The sequence below is a fragment of the Streptomyces hyderabadensis genome, assembly GCF_020404845.1.
In the GTDB taxonomy this organism is placed as follows: domain Bacteria; phylum Actinomycetota; class Actinomycetes; order Streptomycetales; family Streptomycetaceae; genus Streptomyces; species Streptomyces hyderabadensis.
Genome location: NZ_JAIOJZ010000003.1, coordinates 184945 through 206787, shown reverse-complemented (window position 1 = coordinate 206787; position 21843 = coordinate 184945). Strand labels below are relative to the sequence as shown.

The 21843-nt window shown below is 71.7% G+C and carries 19 protein-coding genes and 1 tRNA gene; 8 read left to right on the top strand and 12 right to left on the bottom strand.

All coding sequences use genetic code 11. The features are described 5' to 3' along the window. The first annotated feature begins 116 nt into the window (after positions 1-116). Positions 117-1808 (top strand): phenylacetic acid degradation protein PaaN, encoded by a 1692-nt coding sequence (paaN, locus tag K7854_RS04520; RefSeq protein ID WP_226025029.1) that lies wholly within the window; start codon positions 117-119, stop codon positions 1806-1808. A 27-nt stretch (positions 1809-1835) separates the two neighbouring features. Here the strand turns inward: paaN and K7854_RS04515 are convergent, their stop codons facing one another. The 6 genes from K7854_RS04515 to K7854_RS04490 form a co-directional block, all read right to left on the bottom strand. Continuing rightward, the gene (locus K7854_RS04515) at positions 1836-2615 is read right to left on the bottom strand and encodes a TrmH family RNA methyltransferase (protein WP_226025028.1); all 780 of its coding nucleotides are present in this window, start codon (positions 2613-2615) and stop codon (positions 1836-1838) included. After that, positions 2612-3898, bottom strand: coding sequence for an HTTM domain-containing protein (locus K7854_RS04510; protein ID WP_226025027.1), 1287 nt, complete (start codon positions 3896-3898; stop codon positions 2612-2614). Before K7854_RS04510 ends, K7854_RS04515 begins: the two co-directional genes overlap by 4 nt. Continuing rightward, complete coding sequence (locus tag K7854_RS04505; RefSeq protein ID WP_226025026.1) at positions 3895-4947, bottom strand: DUF5819 family protein; 1053 nt, start codon at positions 4945-4947, stop codon at positions 3895-3897. Before K7854_RS04505 ends, K7854_RS04510 begins: the two co-directional genes overlap by 4 nt. A 177-nt stretch (positions 4948-5124) precedes the next feature. Next, positions 5125-5454: a rhodanese-like domain-containing protein gene (locus K7854_RS04500; protein ID WP_226025085.1), complete on the bottom strand. Its 330-nt coding sequence runs from the start codon at positions 5452-5454 to the stop codon at positions 5125-5127. 52 nt (positions 5455-5506) lie between these two features. Beyond that, positions 5507-6322: a hypothetical protein gene (locus K7854_RS04495; RefSeq protein ID WP_226025025.1), complete on the bottom strand. Its 816-nt coding sequence runs from the start codon at positions 6320-6322 to the stop codon at positions 5507-5509. Positions 6323-6383: 61 nt separating this feature from the next. Continuing rightward, positions 6384-7880, bottom strand: a complete 1497-nt coding sequence (locus K7854_RS04490) for a DUF2252 domain-containing protein (protein ID WP_226025024.1) — start codon at positions 7878-7880, stop codon at positions 6384-6386. Between the two features lie 450 nt (positions 7881-8330). Here K7854_RS04490 and K7854_RS04485 point away from each other — a divergent pair, with 450 nt between their 5' ends. Beyond that, positions 8331-9227, top strand: a complete 897-nt coding sequence (locus K7854_RS04485) for a carbohydrate-binding protein (protein ID WP_226025023.1) — start codon at positions 8331-8333, stop codon at positions 9225-9227. Between the two features lie 86 nt (positions 9228-9313). On the opposite strand, the gene K7854_RS04480 is transcribed toward K7854_RS04485, so the two are convergent. Then, positions 9314-9400, bottom strand: a tRNA-Leu gene (locus tag K7854_RS04480). A 555-nt stretch (positions 9401-9955) separates the two neighbouring features. Here K7854_RS04480 and fhaA point away from each other — a divergent pair. From fhaA to pknB, 6 genes are all read left to right on the top strand, one after another. Beyond that, positions 9956-10825 carry an antibiotic biosynthesis regulator FhaA gene (gene fhaA, locus K7854_RS04475; RefSeq protein ID WP_226025022.1) on the top strand — a complete coding sequence of 290 codons (870 nt, stop codon included), beginning with the start codon at positions 9956-9958 and terminating at the stop codon, positions 10823-10825. A gap of 10 nt (positions 10826-10835) precedes the next feature. Further along, positions 10836-11354: an antibiotic biosynthesis regulator FhaB gene (gene fhaB / locus K7854_RS04470; RefSeq protein WP_003975090.1), complete on the top strand. Its 519-nt coding sequence runs from the start codon at positions 10836-10838 to the stop codon at positions 11352-11354. 141 nt (positions 11355-11495) lie between these two features. Continuing rightward, entirely contained in the window at positions 11496-13043 is a 1548-nt protein-coding gene (locus K7854_RS04465) for a Stp1/IreP family PP2C-type Ser/Thr phosphatase (RefSeq protein ID WP_226025021.1), read from the top strand. Between the two features lie 27 nt (positions 13044-13070). After that, on the top strand, positions 13071-14510 hold the full coding sequence (locus tag K7854_RS04460; RefSeq protein ID WP_226025020.1) for an FtsW/RodA/SpoVE family cell cycle protein: 1440 nt from the start codon (positions 13071-13073) through the stop codon (positions 14508-14510). Then, positions 14507-15979 (top strand): peptidoglycan D,D-transpeptidase FtsI family protein, encoded by a 1473-nt coding sequence (locus K7854_RS04455; protein WP_226025019.1) that lies wholly within the window; start codon positions 14507-14509, stop codon positions 15977-15979. The genes K7854_RS04460 and K7854_RS04455 overlap by 4 nt, the downstream gene beginning before the upstream one ends. Before the next feature lie 190 nt (positions 15980-16169). Further along, positions 16170-18197, top strand: coding sequence for a Stk1 family PASTA domain-containing Ser/Thr kinase (gene pknB / locus K7854_RS04450; RefSeq protein ID WP_226025018.1), 2028 nt, complete (start codon positions 16170-16172; stop codon positions 18195-18197). Positions 18198-18290: 93 nt separating this feature from the next. On the opposite strand, the gene K7854_RS04445 is transcribed toward pknB, so the two are convergent. The 5 genes from K7854_RS04445 to K7854_RS04425 form a co-directional block, all read right to left on the bottom strand. After that, positions 18291-19064, bottom strand: a complete 774-nt coding sequence (locus K7854_RS04445) for a class E sortase (RefSeq protein WP_226025017.1) — start codon at positions 19062-19064, stop codon at positions 18291-18293. A gap of 13 nt (positions 19065-19077) precedes the next feature. Further along, on the bottom strand, positions 19078-20145 hold the full coding sequence (locus K7854_RS04440; protein ID WP_226025016.1) for a class E sortase: 1068 nt from the start codon (positions 20143-20145) through the stop codon (positions 19078-19080). Beyond that, a complete protein-coding gene (locus K7854_RS04435; protein WP_226025015.1) occupies positions 20142-20780 on the bottom strand; it encodes an aminodeoxychorismate/anthranilate synthase component II in 639 nt (212 codons plus the stop codon). The genes K7854_RS04440 and K7854_RS04435 overlap by 4 nt, the downstream gene beginning before the upstream one ends. Then, positions 20777-20938 carry a hypothetical protein gene (locus K7854_RS04430; RefSeq protein WP_016326682.1) on the bottom strand — a complete coding sequence of 54 codons (162 nt, stop codon included), beginning with the start codon at positions 20936-20938 and terminating at the stop codon, positions 20777-20779. The genes K7854_RS04435 and K7854_RS04430 overlap by 4 nt, the downstream gene beginning before the upstream one ends. 82 nt (positions 20939-21020) lie before the next feature. Continuing rightward, the gene (locus K7854_RS04425) at positions 21021-21800 is read right to left on the bottom strand and encodes a DUF881 domain-containing protein (protein ID WP_226025014.1); all 780 of its coding nucleotides are present in this window, start codon (positions 21798-21800) and stop codon (positions 21021-21023) included. Between the last annotated feature and the right edge of the window lie 43 nt (positions 21801-21843).

Here is a 21843-nt window from a genome sequence, read left to right as displayed (position 1 = left end):
CCGATCGTTCGGTTACTCTAGCCGTGTCCGCCTGTTCCTGCCCAGGTTTCCCCCAGGTCCACGGACTCGACGGAGAGTCGACGGCGAGTCCGTGAGAGACGAGGAGTTGGTCCCGCATGGCCGCCGAACTCACCGCACACCAGCTGATCGCCCAGCACCGGCCGACCCTGGACCTGGCGCTGGAGACGATCCGCACGCGCGCGTACTGGTCCCCCCACCCCGAGCACCCCAAGGCCTACGGGGAGAACGGCAGCCTGGACGCGGCCGCGGGCAAGGCCGCCTTCGACGCCCTGTCCGGCACCCGCCTCGACCTCGGCCAGCCCGGCACCGACGGCTGGGTGGGCGGCGAGGTCTCCCCGTACGGGATCGAGCTGGGCGTGGAGTACCCGCACGCGGACCTCGACGTGCTGCTGCCCGCCATGAAGGCCGGCCAGAAGGCCTGGCGGGACGCGGGCGCGGAGCTGCGCGCGATGGTCTGCCTGGAGATCCTGAAGCGGATCGCCGACCGGACCATGGAGTTCGCCCAGGCGGTCATGCACACCTCGGGGCAGGCCTTCATGATGGCCTTCCAGGCGGGCGGCCCGCACGCCCAGGACCGCGGCATGGAGGCCGTGGCCTACGCGTACGTGGAGCAGTCCCGCACCCCGGAGACGGCGGAGTGGACCAAGCCGCAGGGCAAGCGCGACCCGCTCGCGCTCACCAAGGGGTTCACCCCGGTCCCGCGCGGCATCGGCCTGGTCATCGGCTGCAACACCTTCCCGACGTGGAACGGCTACCCGGGCCTGTTCGCCTCCCTCGCCACCGGCAACGCGGTCCTGGTCAAGCCCCACCCGCGCGCGGTGCTGCCGCTCGCGCTCACCGTCCAGGTCGCCCGCGAGGTCCTCACCGCGGCGGGCTTCGACCCGAACCTGGTCGCGCTGGCCGCCGAGCGCCCCGGCGAGGGCATCGCCAAGACCCTGGCCACCCGGCCGGAGATCCGGATCATCGACTACACCGGCTCCACCGCCTTCGGCGACTGGCTGGAGGCCAACGCCCGGCAGGCCCAGGTGTACACGGAGAAGGCCGGCGTCAACACGGTGATCGTGGAGTCGACCGACGACTATCGGGGCATGCTCGCCAACCTGGCGTTCTCGCTCTCGCTCTACAGCGGCCAGATGTGCACCACCCCGCAGAACCTGCTGATCCCCCGCGACGGCATCCGCACCGACCAGGGCGCCAAGTCCTACGACGAGGTCACCGCCGACCTGGCCCGCGCCGTCGACGGCCTCCTCGGCGACGACGCCCGCGCCAACGCCCTGCTCGGCGCCATCGTCAACCCGGACGTCAAGGCCCGCCTGGAGGCCGCCGCCGGTCTCGGCGAGGTCGCGCTCGCCTCCCGCGAGGTGACCAACCCGGACTTCCCGGACGCGGTGGTGCGCACCCCGGTGATCGTCAAGCTGGACGGCGCCAAGCCCGAGGACGAGGCCGCCTACACCAGCGAGTGCTTCGGCCCGGTCTCCTTCGCCGTCGCCGTCGACTCCGCCGGCCACGCCGTGGAGCTGCTGCGGCGCAGCGTCCGCGAGAAGGGCGCGATGACGGTGGGCGCCTACACGACCGACCCGGAGGTCGAGGAGGCCGTCCAGGAGGTCTGCCTGGAGGAGGCGGCCCAGCTCTCCCTGAACCTCACCGGCGGGGTGTACGTCAACCAGACGGCCGCCTTCTCCGACTTCCACGGCTCCGGCGGCAACCCGGCGGCCAACGCAGCCCTGTGCGACGGCGCGTTCGTCGCGAACCGCTTCCGCGTGGTGGAGGTCCGCCGCCCGGCCTGAGCCGGACCGCACCCCCACCGGAGCCCGTCAGAACCCCTGCGGTGCGCCCCCGCCGGCGCTCCAGTGGTACAGCGTCATGGCCACACTGGTCGCGAGGTTGTAGCTGGAGACCTGGGGGCGCATCGGCAGCGCCACCAGATGGTCGGCCCGCGCGCGCAGTTCGGGAGAGAGCCCGCTGCGCTCGGAGCCGAACGCGAGCAGCGCCTCGTCCGGCAGCTTCAGCCCCCGGATGTCCTCGCCCTCCGGGTCCAGCGCGAACACCGGCCCCGGCGGCAGAGCGGCGACCTCCAGCCGCTCCACGACGGTCGCGAAGTGCAGCCCCGCCCCGCCGCGCACCACGGTGGGGTGCCAGGGGTCGAGCGTGCCGGTGGTGACCACGCCGGTCGCCCCGAAACCGGCGGCCAGCCGGATCACCGCCCCCGCGTTGCCGAGGTTGCGCGGCTGGTCGAGGACCACGACGGGGGCGCTGCGGGGCGTGTGCGCCAGCGCCTCAAGCCCCGCCGCCCGGGAGGGCCGTACGGCCAGGGCGGCCACCGCGGTGGGGTGCGGCCGCGCGACCAGCGACGCGTACGTCGCGTGCGGCACCTCGGTCAGCAGCCCGGCCAGCGCCTCGCGCACGTCCGGCGCCAGCTCGTCGGCGAGGGCCAGGGCGCCCGCGCGGTCGCTGGTGACCGCCACCGGCACCTCGGCGCCGAAGCGGAGGGCGTGTTTGAGGGCGTGGAAGCCGTCCAGCAGCACGCACCGGCCGGCGTGCCGGTGCCAGGCGGCCGGCGGGCCGGGGACGGAGCCTGGGCCGGAGGAGGTCATGCCCGGAAGCCTACGCGGGTGTGCTCGGGGTCCTTCCCGTCCGCCGTGCCCGCTGCGGCCGTTCCGGCCGTTCCCCCGGCCGTACCCGCACGGGTCCTGGGACCCGGCACCGTCGCGCGCCCGTCCGCGGGGTTCCCGGCGGGTCCGCGGCCGGACAGCCGGCCTCGCGCGCGGGCCGCCCAGCCGCCCAGCCGGCGCAGGAACGAGGTGGGCAGGAAGACCGCGTCGGCGGCGATCATCGCCAGCGAGAAGAACGGCAGTCCGAGCGTCACGGCGATCACCGCGTGCTCGATCATCATCGCGGCGAGCAGCACGTTCTTGACCCGCCGGTTGAACAGCGTGAACGGGAAGGCGACCTGCACGGCGACCGTGCCGTACGTGATGAGCATGACCATCGTGCCGTTGGCGGCCAGCGCGTCGGAGAGCGCGGGCCACGGCGAGAAGTAGTCCAGGTGCAGCGGGTAGTAGACGGCCGTGCCGTCCTGCCAGCGCGAGCCCTGGATCTTGTACCAGCCGGCCGTCGCGTAGATCAGACACGCCTCGGCCATGATCACGACCAGTGCGCCGTTGTGCACGACGTTGGTGACCACGTCCAGCAGGATCCGCGGCTGGCTGCCCTCCGCGCTCCTCCCCACGGCCCACCACACACCCAGCGCGAGCCACACCGCCCACAGCAGCGCCGGGACGAACCAGTCGCCGTCGAGACCGCCCGCCAGCGTCACCGTGAGCAGCAGGAACCCGGAGGCGCACCACAGCACGGGCCCGACCCGGTCCGCGACGCGCTCGCCCCGCGCGCGTGCCGCCGCCGCGCGCCGGGCCCGGCGCGCGTCCAGCGACCACACCTGGCCGCACCGGGTCAGGACCAGGTAGATGCTCATCAGGTGGATGACGTTGTCGCCGCCGTCCCCCATGAAGACGCTGCGGTTCTGCAGCGAGAGCACCCCGACCATGAACAGCACGGACATGGTCCGGGTGCGCCAGCCGAGCAGGAGCAGCACGCTGCTCAGGACGGCCAGCGCGTAGACGATCTCGAACCAGGCCCGCCCGTCCGACCACATCAGCGCCGTGAAGGAGCCGTTGTCCGCGATCAGTTGCTCGGCGAGGTCGTGGCTCCAGGGGCTGTCCGGCCCGTACAGCTCGCCCCGGTGCGGCAGTTCGCGCAGCAGGAAGAGCAGCCAGGTGGCGCTGAAGCCGATGCGGATCACGGCCGTCTGGTACGGGCCGAGCGCGGCGCCCGTGACGCGGGCGATGCCGCGGGAGACGCAGAGGACGGCGGCGTTCACGCGGCGCCCCCTTCCCGCTCGGCCTGTCCGGCGCTCGCGCCCCGGTTCTCCGCGGACACCGACCACCAGGGCAGCTCGCGGACGATCGGGCGGTCGGAGACCTTCTCACCGCTCCAGGGGGGCGGCTCCACGTTCGTGGTCCGGGAACGGTACTGCACGCGCTCGACGACACCGCCGGGTCCGGCGGCGCCGTCGCGGTCAAGCCGCAGGAGCGCGATGCGCCGCAGATACGTCTCGGAGAGGGTGCCCCGCAGGCCCACCGGGCGGTCGTCGGAGTCGTGGCTGGCGACGAAGAAGTCCCAGGCCCGGCGCAGTTCGTTCTGCTGGGTGTGGCTCGGCAGCGGATTGCCGTCGATGGCCCGGCCGTCCTCGGCGGACAGGTCGTACCAGCCGGTCGTCCGTATCTCGCCCCCGGCCGTGCTGACCTCCGCGCGGACCTGGACGGAGACGTTCTGCTGGAGCGGGTTGGGCGCGAAGAGCTTCCAGTTCTGCTCGAACTCCGGGAAGACCCACTCGTCCACCACGTCACCGTGCTGCTTGGTGAGGGTGTTGGACGGGGCCACGTGCAGGAACACCAGACCTATGTGGGCGCACACGGCGACCGCGACCACCGCGAGCGCGACCACGGCACCGACCTGATAACGCGGGGAGAGCGCGGCGACCCCGGTACGGGGGGCGGGGGGCTGCCCGGGGCCAGGCACAGCCCGCGCGGCCCCGGCCCCCTCCGGGACACCGGCCTCCTCCGAAGCACCGGCTGCCCCCGGAACACCGGCCTCCGCCGAAGCACCAGCTGCCCCCGGGACACCGGCCTCCTGCGGGGCATCGGCTTCCTCCGGAGCACCGGCTTCCTCCAGAACACCAGCTACCTCCGGGACACCGGCCTCCGCCGAAGCGGCGGCTTCCTCCGGAGCACGGGCTGCCGACGGGGCACCGGCTGCCGGCGGAACGGCGGCGGTCTCCGCCGAATCGGCTTCGTCGTCCGGTCGGGCCGGCTCGCCCGGGTCATCATGCCCATGCCGGGCGCCCGAGCCCTTGTCGTACGCGTCCATTCCGCCCCGTTCGGTCCCGATCCGTCCATCCGCCCGCCCCGCCCCGGGGCACCCACGCGCCACCCGTGCGGCCGCTCGGCGACGTTCGAACGGGAACGGTACTCAGGACCCGCCGCCCGCACAGCCCCCGGCGGACCGGCCGCACCGTGGCCGTCGCCACATCAAGGCGGGGACAGCCTAGAGAACGTGCCCCGGCTCGCCGTTGTCGTCCACCACCGGACGCCCGGCCGCGGCCCATTCCTGCATGCCCCCGTCGACGTTCACCGCGTCCACGCCCTGCTGGACCAGGTACATGGTGACCTGCGCCGAGCGGCCCCCGACGCGGCAGAGCACGTGCACCCGGCCGTCCTGCGGCGCGGCCTCGGCCAGCTCACCGTACCGGGCCACGAACTCGCTCAGCGGAATGTGCAGCGCCCCGGCGGCATGGCCCGCCCGCCACTCGTCGTCCTCGCGGACGTCCAGCAGGAAGTCGCCGTCCGCGAGGTCCTCGATCCCGACCGTGGGCACACCAGCTCCGAAACTCATGCCCCAGACGCTACCCGAGCCGCCACCCGGCGGCTCAGTCCTGGCCGAGCACCCCCGCCAGCTCCGCCTCGCGCTCGCGGACCTGGGTCGCCAGCTGCTCGGCGATCTCCTCGAGCAGCCGGTCGGGGTCGTCCGGGGCGAGCCGGAGCATGGCGCCGATCGCGCTCTCCTCCAGCTCCTTGGCGAGCAGGGTGAGCAGTTCCTTGCGCCGGTCGAGCCATTCGAGGCGGGCGTACAGCTCCTCGCCGCGGCTCGGGCGCCGCTCGGGCACCGGCCCGGCGGCCCACTCCTCGGCCAGCTCGCGCAGCTCCGCCGCGTCGCCGCGGGCGTAGGCGGCGTTGACGCGGGTGATGAACTCCTCGCGCCGGACCCGCTCGGCCTCCTCCTGCGCCAGGTCGGGGTGGGCCTTGCGGGCCAGCTCGCGGTAGAGCCTGCGGGCCTCCTCGCTGGGCCGGACCCGCTGCGGGGGCCGTACCGCCTGGTCCGTGAGCATCGCCGTGGCCTCCGGGAACAGCCCGTCCCCGTCCATCCAGCCGTTCAGCAGCTCCTCGACCCCGGGGATCGGCATCAGGCGGGCCCGCGCCTCGTCGGCCCGGCGCAGGTCGTCGGCGTCGCCGGTGCGGGCCGCCTTGGCCTCCAGGATCTGCGCCTCCAGCTCCTCCAGCCGGGCGTACACCGGGCCGAGCCGCTGCTCGTGCAGCCGCGAGAAGTTCTCGACCTCCACGCGGAAGGTCTCCAGGGCGATCTCGTACTCGATGAGTGCCTGCTCGGCGGCCCGTACGGCCTGTTCCAGCCGTTCCTCGGGACGCGGCGCACCCCCCTGCTCGGGCTCAGCTTGCGGCGTCGTCACCCGACCAGCCTAGGGCCTGCGGACCCGGGGAGCCGCCCGCGCGGTCCCCGTCCCCCGCCCCTCACACCCCCAGCTCCGCCGCGACCCGCCCCGTGCGCACCGCGGCCACCAGTTCCGCGTGGTCCGCCTCGGTGCGGTCGGCGTAGGCGACGGCGAAGGCGGCCACCGCCTCGTCCAGCTCGTCGTTCTTGCCGCAGTAGCCCGCGATCGTCCGCGGGTCGGCGCTGTGCGCGTGGGCCCGGGCCAGCAGCGCGCCGGTCATCCGGCCGTAGTCGTCCAGCTGGTCGGCGGCCAGCGCCGCGGGGTCGACGCTGCCCTTGCGGTTGCGGAACTGCCGCACCTGGAAGGGCCGCCCGTCGACCGAGGTCCAGCCGAGCAGGATGTCGCTGACCACCTGCATCCGCTTCTGCCCCATGACGACCCGGCGGCCCTCGTGCTCCGGCTCGGGGGCGTCGAAACCGGCGGTGGCCAGATGGGGCAGCAGCGCGGAGGGCCGGGCCTCCTTGACCTGGAGCACGAGCGGTTCGCCCCGGTGGTCCAGGAGCAGCACGACGTAGGACCGCGTGCCCACGCTGCCGGTGCCGACGACCCGGAAGGCCACGTCGTGCACCGCGTACCGGGCCAGCAGCGGCAGCCGGTCCTCGGAGAGGGTGGCCAGGTACGCCTCCAGGGCGCCCGCGACCGCCGCCGCCTCGGCGTCCGTCACCCGGCGCAGCACCGGCGCCGCGTCCACGAAGCGCCGCCCGCCGTCCTCGGTGGACTCGGTCGACTTCGCGGCGAAGCGCCCGCTGGTGTTGGCCCGCGCCTTCTCGGAGACCCGCTCAAGGGTGCCGAGCAGGTCGTGGGCGTCGGTGTGGGAGACCAGTTCCTCGTCGGCGATGGCGTTCCAGGCGTCCAGCGCGGGGAGCCTCGCCAGCAGCCGCATGGTGCGCCGGTAGGCGCCGGTCGCGTCGTGGGCGGCCGCGCGGCAGGTGTCCTCGTCGGCGCCGGCCTCCCGGCCCGCGAGCACCAGCGAGGCGGCGAGCCGCTTGAGGTCCCACTCCCAGGGGCCGTGGACCGTCTCGTCGAAGTCGTTGAGGTCGATGACCAGGCCGCCGCGGGCGTCGCCGTAGAGACCGAAGTTGGCGGCGTGCGCGTCCCCGCAGATCTGGGCGCCGATGCCGGTCACCGGCGTGCGCGCCAGGTCGTACGCCATCAGGCCCGCCGACCCGCGCAGGAAGGCGAACGGCGTGGCCGCCATCCGCCCGGCCCGGATCGGGGTGAGCCCCGGTATCCGGCCGCGGTTGGACTCCTCGACCGCGCTCACCGCGTCCGGCCGGGCGGCGTCCGCATCGAGCGCGGCGTGCGCGGACCGCGGCACGCGCGTGCGCAGCGCCTTGCCCTCCGCCTTCGGCGAACCGGCCGCGGGCCACCGCGCGAACCCGGGCACGACCGGCAACCGTCCGCCCGGCGCCTGCCCGCCCGTCCCGCGCCCCGTCGTCCCGCGCGCCGCGGGCACCGCCCCGGCCGCCCCTCCGGTCACCGCCTGTGCGCCCGCCCCCGCCGTCGCCCCGGTCATCCCGGCCACCCTCCCCGTGCTCGTCGGACTCGTCGTACGCGTCGGACTCGTCCGTGCCTGTGCCTCGTACCACTGCCTCGTACCGCCTCGTCGTACCGCACTCGCGCACGACGGTCGCACCCGGCCCGTTCGTACGGCGCCGGCGTACCGCGTGCCGTCGGTCCGTCCCGGCGCCGGGGCGCCACGACCGTACCCCCGGCCGCGCCTGCCGTACACGGGCCCCCGCCCGCCGCCCTCATAACGCCGGGCAGGGGGCGAAACAGGAGGTGCCCCCGCCCCCCGGTGCGCGCCTACGGTTGCCAGTGATCACCACGGAGCGCGCCCGTCGAAGCACCTCCAGCAGCCTGCCCCGCGCCGGCGGGCGCGCTCCCTGTCCCCGACGTCCCGGATGTCGCACGTCCCGTTCAGCTTCCCCAAGGGACCACCCACCGAGGAGACCGAGGAACCGCCATGACCTCCGACACCCCCACGACCCCCGACGTGCCCAAGCCCGGGCCCAGGCCCGGATCCGCCCCGGGCTCCGGCGCCGAGCGCGGCATCAGCCGCAAGACGCTGCTCAGGGCCGCCGTCGCCGCCGGGGCCGCCGTCCCGCTGCTCGCCACCGGCGGCGTCGCGCTGGCCCGGGACGCCGCCCGCTCCTCCGACGGCCGGCAGCTGACGCCGACCCCGTACTGCGACGACGGCGACGACCTGACCCCCGACCAGATGGAGGGGCCGTACTTCAAGCCGAACTCCCCGCTGCGCACCAACCTGGTCACCCCCGGCACCCCGGGCACCCCGCTGACCGTCAGCGGCTACGTCTTCGGCCGGAACTGCGTCCCGCTGTCCGGCGTGCTCCTCGACTTCTGGCAGGCCGACGACAACGGCGACTACGACATGGCCGGCTACACCTTCCGCGGCCACCAGTTCAGCGACGCCACCGGCGCCTTCGCCCTGCAGACGATCGTGCCCGGCCTCTACCCCGGCCGCACCCGGCACATCCACGTCAAGGTGCAGGCCCCCGGCGAACCCGTGCTGACCACCCAGCTCTACTTCCCCGGCGAGCCCCGCAACAGCACGGACATGATCTTCGACCCGGCGCTGCTGATGAACGTCCGCGGCGCCGGCGGCGGCAAGGAGGGCACCTTCGACTTCGTCCTGAACGTGGACGGCGACACCGGCCCCACGGACCCGCCCACCGACCCGCCCACCGACCCGCCGGGCGGCACCTGGGCGAGCGGCCGCGCCTACACCGCCGGTGACCGGGTGACGTACGGCGGCCGCTCCTACCGGTGCCTCCAGGCGCACACCTCGATGACGGGCTGGGAGCCGCCGAACGTGCCGGCGCTGTGGCGGTCGGAGTCCTGAGACCTTCCTCACAACGCACGCATCGCGGGCCACCGCGCCCGGACATGCGGAAGCCCCCCAGGTCCGAGACCTGGGGGGCTTCCGGCTGGTGCGCGAGGGGGGAGTTGAACCCCCACGCCCTTGCGGGCACTGGAACCTGAATCCAGCGCGTCTGCCTATTCCGCCACCCGCGCATTGGGTGTGTCTTCCGGGCCTTTCCTTGCGGTCCGGCGCCTTCCGACACGAGAACATTAGCACGCTGGAAGGGGTCGATTCACATCCCTTTCCCCCGGCGGACCGGGGCGCCCGCCCTCCTTCGGGCACTCGTCCCGTTCCTGGGCCGTTCACGTATCAACCTCGTACCGGTCCGGCCCGTCTCCCCAGGAGCCGGTGGGGGACCGCGGTCAGGTGCGGGACACTGGTCTGCGGCCGCCTCTACGATCCTGGGCATGAGTACCTGCGGGAGCACATCCCGAAGGTCCGCGGGAGTTCGAAGGGGAACTCCGGCGGGAACTCCGAGAGGCGTCGACACCCGTCGACCGGGCCGACAGGGGGAACCAGCCGATCGACCGGCGCGTGGATACGATCAGTAAGCAGTACCAGGTGGGCAGTGCGGGACCGCACGGCACTGCACGAGGCGGCACGACACGGCTCAGCACGGCGCAAGGCAGCGGTAGGCAAGGCAGCAGTACGCAGAGCAGCAGTACGCAAGGCAGCGGACAGGACGGCAGCGACGGAGGAGGTGCCCCATGGGAGTCCTGAAGAAGTTCGAGCAGCGTCTCGAAGGTCTGGTCAACGGCACCTTCGCGAAGGTGTTCAAGTCCGAGGTGCAGCCCGTGGAGATCGCGGGAGCGCTCCAGCGCGAATGCGACAACAACGCGACCATCTGGAACCGCGACCGCACCGTCGTGCCCAACGACTTCATCGTGGAGCTGAGCACGCCCGACTTCGAGCGCCTCAGCCCCTACTCCGGGCAGCTCGGCGACGAGCTGGCCGGCATGGTCCGCGACTACGCCAAGCAGCAGCGCTACACCTTCATGGGACCGATCAAGGTCCACCTGGAGAAGGCGGACGACCTCGACACCGGCCTGTACCGGGTGCGCAGCCGCACGCTCGCCTCCTCGACCAGCCACCAGGGGGGCCCGGGCGCCGCCGCACCCCCGGCACCGCCCGCGCGGCCCGCCGCACCGGGCGGTGGGTACGGCTACCCGCCGGCCGCCGCCCCCGCGGGCGCCCCGCCCATGCCGTCCGCGCCGCCGCCCGGCGGACGCCCCGGCGGCTACGGCTACCCGCAGCCCGGCGGTCAGCAGCCCCCGGCCGCACCCGCACCCGGCGGACGCACCCGCCACTGGATCGAGATCAACGGCACCCGCCACCAGATCTCCCGCGCGACGCTGGTGCTGGGCCGCAGCACCGAGGCCGACGTGCGGATCGACGACCCCGGCGTCTCCCGCCGGCACTGCGAGATCCGGACCGGAACGCCCTCGACGATCCAGGATCTCGGGTCCACCAACGGCATCGTGGTGGACGGGCAGCACACCACCCGCGCTACGCTCCGCGACGGCTCGCGGATCGTCGTGGGCAGCACCACCGTTATCTACAGGCAAGCCGAAGGGTGATCCGGGGGCAATGTCAGAGCTGACCCTCACGGTCATGCGGCTGGGTTTTCTCGCCGTACTGTGGCTGTTCGTGATCGTGGCCGTGCAGGTCATCCGCAGCGACCTCTTCGGTACGCGGGTCACCCAGCGCGGCGCGCGACGCGACGCCGCCCGACCGCAGCAGACCGCCACGCGCCAGGGCCAGGCGCCGCCACCGCAGCGCCAGCAGTCCGGCGGCGGCCGCGGCCGCCGGGGCGCGCCCACCAAGCTGGTCGTGACGGAGGGCACCCTCACCGGCACCACCGTTGCCCTCCAGGGCCAGACCATCACGCTCGGCCGGGCACACGACTCGACGATCGTGCTGGACGACGACTACGCCTCCAGCCGCCATGCCAGGATCTACCCGGACCAGAACGGCCAGTGGATCGTCGAGGACCTGGGCTCCACCAACGGCACCTACCTGGACCGGGCCCGGCTGACGACCCCCACACCGATTGGCCCCGGGGCGCCGATCCGCATCGGCAAGACCGTCATCGAGCTGCGGAAGTAGTGCTACACCAATGAATGAGCGCGAGCGGAGCGAGCACGCAGCGGCGGCCGGCACCCCGGGCCCCGGCGCGCTCCCGACCGGAGGGTGGGCAGTGTGGCTCGACACGACCGGCTGCAGTCGGAGCCGACGGGCGAGGTGCGCATGAGTCTGTCACTGCGCTTCGCCGCCGGTTCCCACAAGGGCATGATCCGGGAGGGCAACGAGGACTCCGGCTACGCCGGTCCGCGCCTGCTCGCCATCGCCGACGGCATGGGCGGCCAGGCCGCCGGCGAGGTCGCCTCCTCCGAGGTGATCTCCACCATCGTCGCCCTCGACGACGACGTGCCCGGCTCCGACGTCCTCACCTCCCTCGGTGCCGCCGTCCAGCGCGCCAACGACCAGCTGCGGCAGATGGTCGAGGAGGACCCCGCCCTGGAGGGCATGGGCACCACCCTCACCGCCCTGTTGTGGACCGGGCAGCGCCTGGGCATGGTCCACGTCGGCGACTCCCGCGCCTACCTGCTGCGCGACGGCGTCCTCACCCAGATCACCCAGGACCACACCTGGGTGCAGCGCCTCGTCGACGAGGGACGGATCACCGAGGAGGAGGCGGGCACCCACCCGCAGCGCTCCCTGCTGATGCGCGCCCTCGGCAGCGGCGACCACGTCGAGCCCGACCTGTCCATCCGCGAGGTACGGGCCGGCGACCGTTACCTGATCTGCTCCGACGGGCTCTCCGGCGTCGTCTCCCACCAGACGATGGAGGACACCCTCGCCAGCTACCAGGGCCCGCAGGAGACCGTGCAGGAGCTGATCCAGCTCGCGCTGCGCGGCGGCGGCCCCGACAACATCACCGTCATCGTCGCCGACGTCCTCGACCTCGACACCGGCGACACCCTCGCCGGACAGCTCTCCGACACCCCCGTGGTCGTCGGCGCGGTCGCCGAGAACCAGGCCCAGATGGGCGACAACGGCATCATGCAGACCCCGGCCGGGCGCGCCGCGGGCCTCGGCCGGGGCGGCGGTCAGCGCGGCGGGGGCGGCGAGTTCGGCCCGCCCGGCAGCGGTGACGTCACCGGCTTCATCCCCACCGGCGGCTTCGACGACTACGGCCCCGACGACTTCGTCAAGCCCCGCAAGAACCGCAAGTGGCTCAAGCGGTCCCTGTACACCGCCCTCGCCCTCGCCGTCATCGGCGGCGGCTGCTACGGCGGCTGGCGCTGGACCCAGACCCAGTACTACGTCGGCACCAAGGACGACCACCTCGCGCTGTACCGGGGCATCAGCCAGGACCTCGCCTGGGTCTCGCTCTCCAAGGTCCAGAAGGACCACCCCGAGATCGAACTCAAGTACCTGCCGCCCTACCAGCAGAAACTGGTCGAGGCCACCATCCCCGAGGGCGACCTCAACGACGCCCGGGCCAAGATCGAGGAACTGGCGGTACAGGCCTCCGCCTGCAAGAAGCAGGCCGACCGGCGCACCGCGGAGACCGAGAAGAACGCGAAGTCGGGCGAGGGCGAGGCCGGAGGCACCACGGGAACCAGCCCCGCCTCCTTCACGTCCAAGGCCTCGCCCAGCCCGAACCCGTCGGGCTCGCCCGAGGCACCCGAATCGTCCGAGTCCCCGTCCACGACCGCACCCACTCCAGGCTCAGGACCGACCCTCTCGGAGGAAGAGCAGAAGGTCGTCTCGCTGTGCGGTAAGCAGTAGGCAAGCCGTGAGAGGCCCCGTCACACGATGAGCAGTACTACCAACCCGTCGACGCACCACACGTCCACGATCGGCGCCATCGGCGCCCCGAGCCGGCGCAACACCGAGCTGGCTCTGCTCGTGTTCGCCGTCCTCATCCCGGTCTTCGCCTACGCCAACGTGGGACTGGCCATCAACGACGAGGTGCCCGCGGGCCTGTTGAGCTACGGCTTCGGCCTCGGCCTGCTGGCCGGCGTCGGCCACCTCGTCGTGCGCAAGTTCGCCCCGTACGCGGACCCGCTGCTGCTGCCGCTGGCCACGCTGCTCAACGGCCTCGGGCTCGTCGCCATCTGGCGCCTGGACCAGTCCGAGCGTCTGCAGTCGAGCAAGCTGTTCGTCGAGGCGGCGCCACGCCAGCTCATGTACTCCGCACTCGGCGTCGCCCTGTTCGTCGCCGTGCTTGTCTTCCTCAGGGACCACCGCGTCCTGCAGCGCTACACCTACATCTCCATGGCCGGCGCGCTGGTCCTGTTGCTGCTGCCGCTGGTTCCGGGCCTCGGGCACAACACCTTCGGTGCCAAGATCTGGATCAAGATCCCCGGTCTCGGCACCCTCCAGCCCGGCGAGTTCGCCAAGATCATCCTCGCGGTGTTCTTCGCGGGGTACCTCATGGTCAAACGCGACGCCCTGGCCCTCGCCAGCCGCCGCTTCATGGGCCTCTATCTGCCCCGCGGACGTGACCTCGGTCCGATCATCGTCGTCTGGATCATCTCGATCCTGATCCTGGTCTTCGAGACCGACCTGGGCACCTCGCTGCTCTTCTTCGGCATGTTCGTGATCATGCTGTACGTCGCCACCGAGCGGACCAGCTGGATCGTCTTCGGCCTGCTGATGTCCGCGGCCGGCGCCGTCGGCGTGGCCTCCTTCGAATCCCACGTACAGCAGCGCGTCCAGGCCTGGCTCGACCCGATGCACGAGTTCGAGCTCAGCCGGCAGGGCGTCGTCGGCCACACCGAGCAGTCCATGCAGGCCCTGTGGGCCTTCGGTTCCGGAGGCACCCTCGGCAGCGGCTGGGGCCAGGGCAACTCCGACCTCATCGGCTTCGCCGCCAACTCCGACTTCATCCTCGCCACCTTCGGCGAGGAACTGGGCCTGGCCGGCCTGATGGCCCTGCTGCTGCTGTACGCCCTGATCGTGGAACGCGGCGTGCGCACCGCCCTCGCCGCCCGCGACCCCTTCGGCAAGCTCCTCGCCATCGGCCTCTCCGGCGCCTTCGCCCTCCAGGTCTTCGTCGTCGCCGGCGGTGTCATGGGCCTCATCCCGCTCACCGGTATGACGATGCCCTTCCTGGCCTACGGCGGCTCCTCCGTCATCGCCAACTGGGCGTTGATCGGCATTCTGCTGCGCATCAGCGACACCGCGCGCAGACCGGCACCCGCCGCGCCCGCCAACCCCGACGCCGAGATGACCCAGGTGGTCCGACCGTGAACAAGCCACTGCGCCGAATCGCGATCTTCTGCGGCCTCCTCGTCCTCACCCTGCTCATCCGGGACAACTGGATCCAGTACGTCCAGGCCGACGAGCTGAAGGACGACGAGCACAACCGCCGGGTCGCCATCGAGCGGTACGCCACCCCGCGCGGCGACATCATCGTCGACGGCAAGGCCATCACCGGACACGCCACCACCGAGGGCGACTTCAAGTACAAGCGCACCTACAAGGACGGCGCCATGTGGGCGCCCGTCACCGGGTACGTCTCCCAGGCCTTCGGCGCCACCCAGCTCGAGTCCATCGACGACGGCATCCTCACCGGCAACGACGACCGGCTCTTCTTCCGCAACACCCTCGACATGATCACGGGCAAGAAGCGCGAGGGCGGCAACGTCGTCACCACCCTCAACAGCGCCGCCCAGAAGGCCGCCTACGACGGTCTGAAGAAGCAGGGCGCCAAGGGCGCCGTCGTCGCGATCGAGCCGTCCACCGGCAAGATCCTCTCGATGGCCTCCTACCCCTCGTACGACCCCACCTCCATCGCGGGCAGCAACGAGGCGGCCGGCGAGGCCTGGAACAAGCTCCAGAAGAAGAACAACCCCGACGACCCGATGCTCAACCGCGCGCTGCGCGAGGTCTATCCGCCCGGCTCCACCTTCAAGGTGGTCACCGCGGCCGCGGCCCTGGAACACGGGAAGTACGACTCGGCCGACGAGAAGACCGACTCCCCGCTGCCCTGGACGATGCCCGGCACCACCACCGAGCTGGACAACGAGGGCGACATCCCCTGCAAGGACGCCACCCTCCGCGAGGCCCTGCGCGTCTCCTGCAACACCGTCTTCGGCAAGCTCGGCTACGACCTGGGCAACGACAAGATGCTGGAGACGGCCAAGAAGTTCGGCTTCACCGAGGAGCAGTTCGTCCCGGTCCGCTCCAGCGCCTCGGTCTTCTCCGACGGCATGAACGACTCGCAGGTCGCGCTCTCCTCCATCGGCCAGTACAACACCGCCGCCACCCCGCTGCAGATGGCCATGGTCACCTCGGCCATCGCCAACAACGGCACTCTGATGAAGCCGTACATGGTCGACGCGCTCCAGGCCCCCAACCTCGACACCATCGAGAAGACGGACCCCGAGGAGATGAGCAAGCCGCTGTCCGCGGACAACGCCCAGATCCTCCAGTCGATGATGGAGACCGTCGTCGAGGACGGCACGGGAACCAACGCCAAGATCGACGGCGTCAAGGTGGGCGGCAAGACCGGTACCGCACAGCACGGCGAGAACAACAGCAAGAACCCCTACGCGTGGTTCATCTCGTACGCCAAGGCCGAGGACGGCAGCTCGCCCGTCGCCGTGGCCGTGGTGATCGAGGACGAGAACGCCGTCCGTGACGACATCTCCGGCGGCGGCCTCGCGGCACCGATCGCGAAGAACGTCATGGAGGCCGTCATCGACAGCAAGAAGTGACCGCGCCATGAACGGGGCGTGACTCCGGTCACGTCCCCTTCACATCGGCGCACGTTGCGATACCGGTCCTGTATCGGCTGCCCGGCTCGGCCAAGGGGCCAGGAGCGAGCCGGGTACGGTAGGCCGGACGGCAGCCTCCGACCGTACAAGCATGCCGGTCGGGACCGACGGAGAGGGCTGGTAGGTAACCATGGAAGAGCCGCGTCGCCTCGGCGGCCGGTACGAGCTGGGCCAGGTGCTCGGCCGTGGTGGCATGGCGGAGGTCTACCTCGCGCACGACACCCGGCTCGGCCGCACCGTGGCGGTGAAGACGCTCCGCGCGGACCTCGCGCGCGACCCGTCCTTCCAGGCCCGCTTCCGCCGGGAGGCCCAGTCGGCCGCCTCGCTCAACCATCCCGCGATCGTGGCGGTCTACGACACGGGCGAGGACTACATCGACAACGTGTCGATCCCGTACATCGTCATGGAGTACGTCGACGGCTCCACGCTCCGTGAGCTGCTCCACTCCGGCCGCAAGCTGCTGCCGGAGCGGACGCTGGAGATGACCATCGGCATCCTCCAGGCCCTGGAGTACTCGCACCGGGCCGGCATCGTCCACCGCGACATCAAGCCGGCCAACGTCATGCTCACCCGCAACGGCCAGGTCAAGGTCATGGACTTCGGCATCGCCCGCGCCATGGGCGACTCCGGCATGACGATGACCCAGACCGCCGCCGTGATCGGCACCGCCCAGTACCTCTCCCCGGAGCAGGCCAAGGGCGAGCAGGTCGACGCCCGGTCCGACCTGTACTCCACGGGCTGCCTCCTCTACGAGCTGCTGACCGTGCGCCCGCCCTTCGTCGGGGACTCCCCGGTCGCCGTGGCCTACCAGCACGTGCGCGAAGAACCGCAGGCGCCGAGCGTCTTCGACCCCGAGATCACGCCCGAGATGGACGCGATCGTGCTGAAGGCCCTGGTCAAGGACCCGGACTACCGCTACCAGTCGGCCGACGAGATGCGCGCCGACATCGAGGCCTGCCTCGACGGCCAGCCCGTCGCCGCCACCGCCGCGATGGGCGCCATGGCCGCCGGCGGCTACGGCGGCTACCCGGACGACCAGCCGACCACCGCCCTGCGCTCGGACGGGGGCGCCGGCGCCACGACCATGCTGCCGCCCATGAACCCGGACGACGGCGGCTACGGCTACGACGAGCGCCCCGACCGGCGCCGCCAGCAGCCCCGCAAGAAGAACACCTCCACGATCTTCCTGGTGCTGGCCGGCATCCTCGTCCTCGTCGGCGCCATCCTGATCGGCAAGTACGCCTTCAGCGGAGGCGGGGGGCCGGGCGACGGCAAGGTCGACGTCCCCGCCCTGGTCGGTCAGACGCAGGACGACGCCGAGAAACAGCTCACCAACTCCGACCTCAAGCTGGGCACGGTCGAGCAGAAGCCCTGCGAGGACCAGAAGAAGGGCAGCATCTGCTCCCAGGACCCCAAGCAGGGCACCTCGGTCGACAAGGACTCCACGGTCAACCTGGTGGTCTCGACGGGCGCGCCCAAGGTCGCCGTCGACAACGTGATCGGCAAGAACGTCGACGAGGCCACCAAGCAGCTCGAGGACAAGGGCTTCGACGTCCAGACCAAGCAGACCGAGTCCTCCCAGGACGAGGGCACGGTCCTCAGCCAGGACCCCGACCCGGGCAAGGAGCTGGAGAAGGGCTCCACGGTGACCCTGGAGGTCGCCAAGGCCGAGGAGAAGGCCACGGTGCCGGACGTCGTGGGCCAGTCCTGCGACGAGGCCAAGTCCCGGATGGAGGGCGAAGGTCTCGAGGCCACCTGCACGGAGCAGCCCACCAACGACCCCAACCAGGTCGACAAGGTGATCTCCACCACGCCGCAGGGAGGACAGCAGGTCGACCCGGGCTCGCAGATCACGATCGTCGTCGGCAAGGCCGTGGAGAAGACGAAGGTTCCCGAGATCAAGCTCGGCACGCCCCTGGGCCAGGCCCAGCAGACCCTGCAGCAGGCCGGCTTCACCAACATCCAGGTCAACGGTCCGAACGACGGCAACGCCGTGGTCATAGGGCAGAACCCGCCGGCCAACAGCGAGGTCGACGACCCCGCCGCCACCCAGATCACCCTCACCACGGTGGGCGGCAACGGCGGAAACGGCGGCAACAACAACGGCGGTAACGACAACGGCGGCACCATCGCCGGCCTCCCCGGCTTCGGCGACTGACCCGCCCGCCCGGACGACCGGACGACCCGAGCCCCGGCCCCCCTGCTCAGCGGGGGGCCGGGGCTCCGTCGTAAGGCGCCGGCGTGGTGGACCTCAGCGCAGTTCCTCCGGCGGCGTACGCTCCCCGTCCACCTTCTCCGTGCGGACCAGTTCGCCCCAGACCACGTACCGGTAGCGGCTCGTGTAGACCGGGGTGCAGGTCGTCAGGGTGATGTAGTGGCCGGCCTTCTTCTTGCCGGACTCCTCGGGGATGCCGTCGAGCACGTCGACGTTGAACTTCGAGGTCTCGGGCAGGACGGCGTACGCCTTGTAGACGTACCAGGTGTCCTTCGTCTCGAAGACGATCGGATCGCCCTTGTCGATCTTGTCGATGTTGTGGAACTTCGCGCCGTGCCCGTCCCGGTGGGCGGCGAGCGAGAAGTTGCCCTCCTTGTCCGAGGTGGGCAGCGTCGCCTTGACCGGGTCGGTGTAGTAGCCGGCCACGCCGTCGTTGAGGACCTTCATCGACGTGCCCTTCTCCACCAGGATGTCGCCCTCGCTCATCGCCGGGACGTGCAGGAAGCCGATGCCCGCCTTGGTGTCCAGCGCGCCCGGGCCGCCGCCGCCCACCCGGTCCTGGGCCCAGTTGTCACGGACCTTCTCGGCCTGCTTGTCCGCGGCCCGGTCGGCGACCACGTTCGTCCACCACAGCGAGTAGACGACGAACAGGCCCATCACCAGGCCCGCGGTGATGAGCAGTTCGCCGAAGACGCTCACCGTCTGCGCGACGATCCGCCGGGGCCCGCGCCCGCGGCGGCCCGCCCCGGGATCCGGTGGGCCGTCCTCGCCGGCGTGCTCCTGGTGCTCCGTGTCGGTGGTCGCTGCCACTGGTCATCCGCCCTTAACTGACGAGCGCATCCGGCTTGCCCTTGCTGCGCGGCCGTTCCTCGACCATCTTGCCCCACACGATCATGCGGTACTTGCTGGTGAACTCGGGCGTGCAGGTGGTGAGGGTGATGTAGCGGCCGGGTCCCTTGAAGCCCGACTGCTTCGGGACCGGGTCCAGCACGCTCACGTTGCTGGGCGACGTCACCGGCAGGATCGAGGCCATCTTGTAGACGAAGTACTTGTCCTGCGTCTCCACCACGATCGGGTCGCCCGGCTCCAGCTTGTTGATGTACCGGAACGGCTCGCCGTGCGTGTTGCGGTGGCCCGCGAGCCCGAAGTTGCCGGTCTTCGCGTCCGGCATCGCGGTCTTCAGCCCCTCCTCCGCGTAGTGCCCGACCATGCCCCGGTCCAGCACCTTCTTGCTGCTGATGCCCTCCGCGATCGGCACCACCACGTCCAGCTTGGGAATGTGCAGCAGCGCGAAGCCCTGACCGGGTTCGAACGTCCCCGGACTGCGCTTGCCGCTCGCCCAGTCGTCCTGGAGGCTGCTGGCGGCCTGGTTCGCCTGGGCGTGCGCCCGCACGTTCGTCCACCACAGCTGGTAGGTGACGAACAGCAGCATCAGCACACCGGTCGTGATGAAGATCTCACCGATCGCCCGGCTGGCGATCACCGCAGCGCCGGGCTTGCGCGCCCGTGCCTGCCGACGGGCCTCCACGCGCGACAGAGGCGCCTTCGCGGTCTCCGCGGCCTCTTCCCCCGGCGACTGGTCCCGGGGCGCCCCACGGCGCCCGTGACGCCGTTTCGCGGCCTTCCGGCGGGCCGCGCGCCCCCCGCCCACGGGGCCGGTCCCGGCGGCTCCGGTTTCGGCTCCGGTCTCGGCTCCCGTCTCGGCGACCGTCGGGCGCGCCGGGGGCTCCGGGATCCGCAGCGCCACCGTCTCGTCGTCGAGGAGCGGCTGCGGGTACTGCTCCTCGTACCAACCGCCCCCGAACGCACCGGAATCCCCGTACGGCTGCCCGTACGAGGATCCCTGGTCACCGGCCGTGCCGGAGTCGCGCTCGGGGCGCAGCGCGGTCACGCCGTGGCCCTGCCCACCACCGGGGCGAGCCCCGCCGACCTCGCCACCGCGTCCTGGTCGCCGCACTCCACCAGCCAGTTGGCCAGCATCCGGTGCCCGTGCTCGGTGAGCACCGACTCCGGGTGGAACTGCACGCCCTCCACCGGCAGTTCCCGGTGGCGCAGGCCCATCACGATCCCGTCCGGGGTGCGGGCCGTCACCTCCAGCTCCGCCGGGACCGTGGCCGGCTCCGCCGCCAGCGAGTGGTACCGCGTGGCCGTGAAGGGCGAGGGCAGGCCCGCGAAGACGCCCTTGTCCGAGTGCTCGACCGGCGAGGTCTTGCCGTGCAGCAGCTCGGGCGCCCGGTCCACCACGCCGCCGTACGCCACCTGCATCGACTGCATGCCCAGGCAGACGCCGAAGACCGGCACCCCGGTCGCCGCGCAGTGCCGGACCATGTCGACGCAGACGCCCGCCTGCTCGGGCGTGCCCGGGCCGGGCGAGAGCAGGACGCCGTCGAAGCCGTCCTGGGCGTGCGCCGTCGACACCTCGTCGTTGCGCAGCACCTCGCACTCGGCACCGAGCTGGTAGAGGTACTGGACCAGGTTGAAGACGAAGCTGTCGTAGTTGTCGACGACGAGGATGCGCGCGCTCACTGGTTGTCCACCGTCACATCGTTGAAGGGGAGCAGCGGTTCGGCCCACGGGAAGACGTACTGGAAGAGGACGTAGACCACGATCATCGCCAGCATGAGCGAGAGCAGCGCCTTCACCCACGCGTTCCCCGGCAGATGCCGCCAGATCCAGCCGTACATGCCGTCCCTTCCGTCGCGCCCACGGCGCCAGACTCACGCCGTACCGCACCAGACTAGCGGCGCGGGGCGCCTCGGAACGGTGCTAATCCACAGGCTGGGCATAGTGCAGGTCCGCGGCGCCCGAGTAGCCCGGCAGCGTCACCCGCCCGTCCTCCTCGACCTTCCAGCCGAGCCCGTACACGTTGACGTAGACCATGTAGTTCTGGATCGCGGGCGACTTCGCCAGCGCGTTCTTCAGGTCCTCCGGATCCCCGACCGCCTGGATCTTGTACGGCGGTGAGTAGACGCGGCCCTGGAGGATCAGGGTGTTGCCCACGCAGCGCACCGCGCTGGTGGAGATCAGCCGCTGGTCCATGACCTTGATGCCCTTCGCGCCGCCCTGCCACAGGGCGTTCACCACGGCCTGGAGGTCCTGCTGGTGGATCACCAGGTAGTCGGGCTGCGGTTCCGGGTAGCCCGGGAGCTTCGCGGTGGCGTCCGGCGGGGCGTCGTCGAGCGTGACGGTGATCGCCTCGCCCGTCAGCTTCTGCGTGCCCGCCTTCTCCTCCAGCGCCGCGAGTTTGTCGTCCTCCGACTTCGTGCGGCCGTCGTCACGCTCGGCGAGCGATTCGACGTCCTCGCGCAGGGCTCCGTTGGACTCCTCCAGATCGCCGTTCTCGCGGCTGCGCTCGTGGATGAGATCGGACAACTTGAGCAAAGAGGCGTCCGTACGGATATTGGTGCCCTTCGCGGTATTGAAGCTGGTGAAGAAAATCAGTCCCGCGAGCGCGAAGACGGCCGCCGTGAGCACCCGCACGGGCCGGAAACGGCGTCGGCGGACAGGGCTGGATCCCGTCCCGGGGGAGTCGGCAGAATTGCTCAACGTACCCTTATCTCCTTCGGCGCCACGGAAGGACTACGCTAAC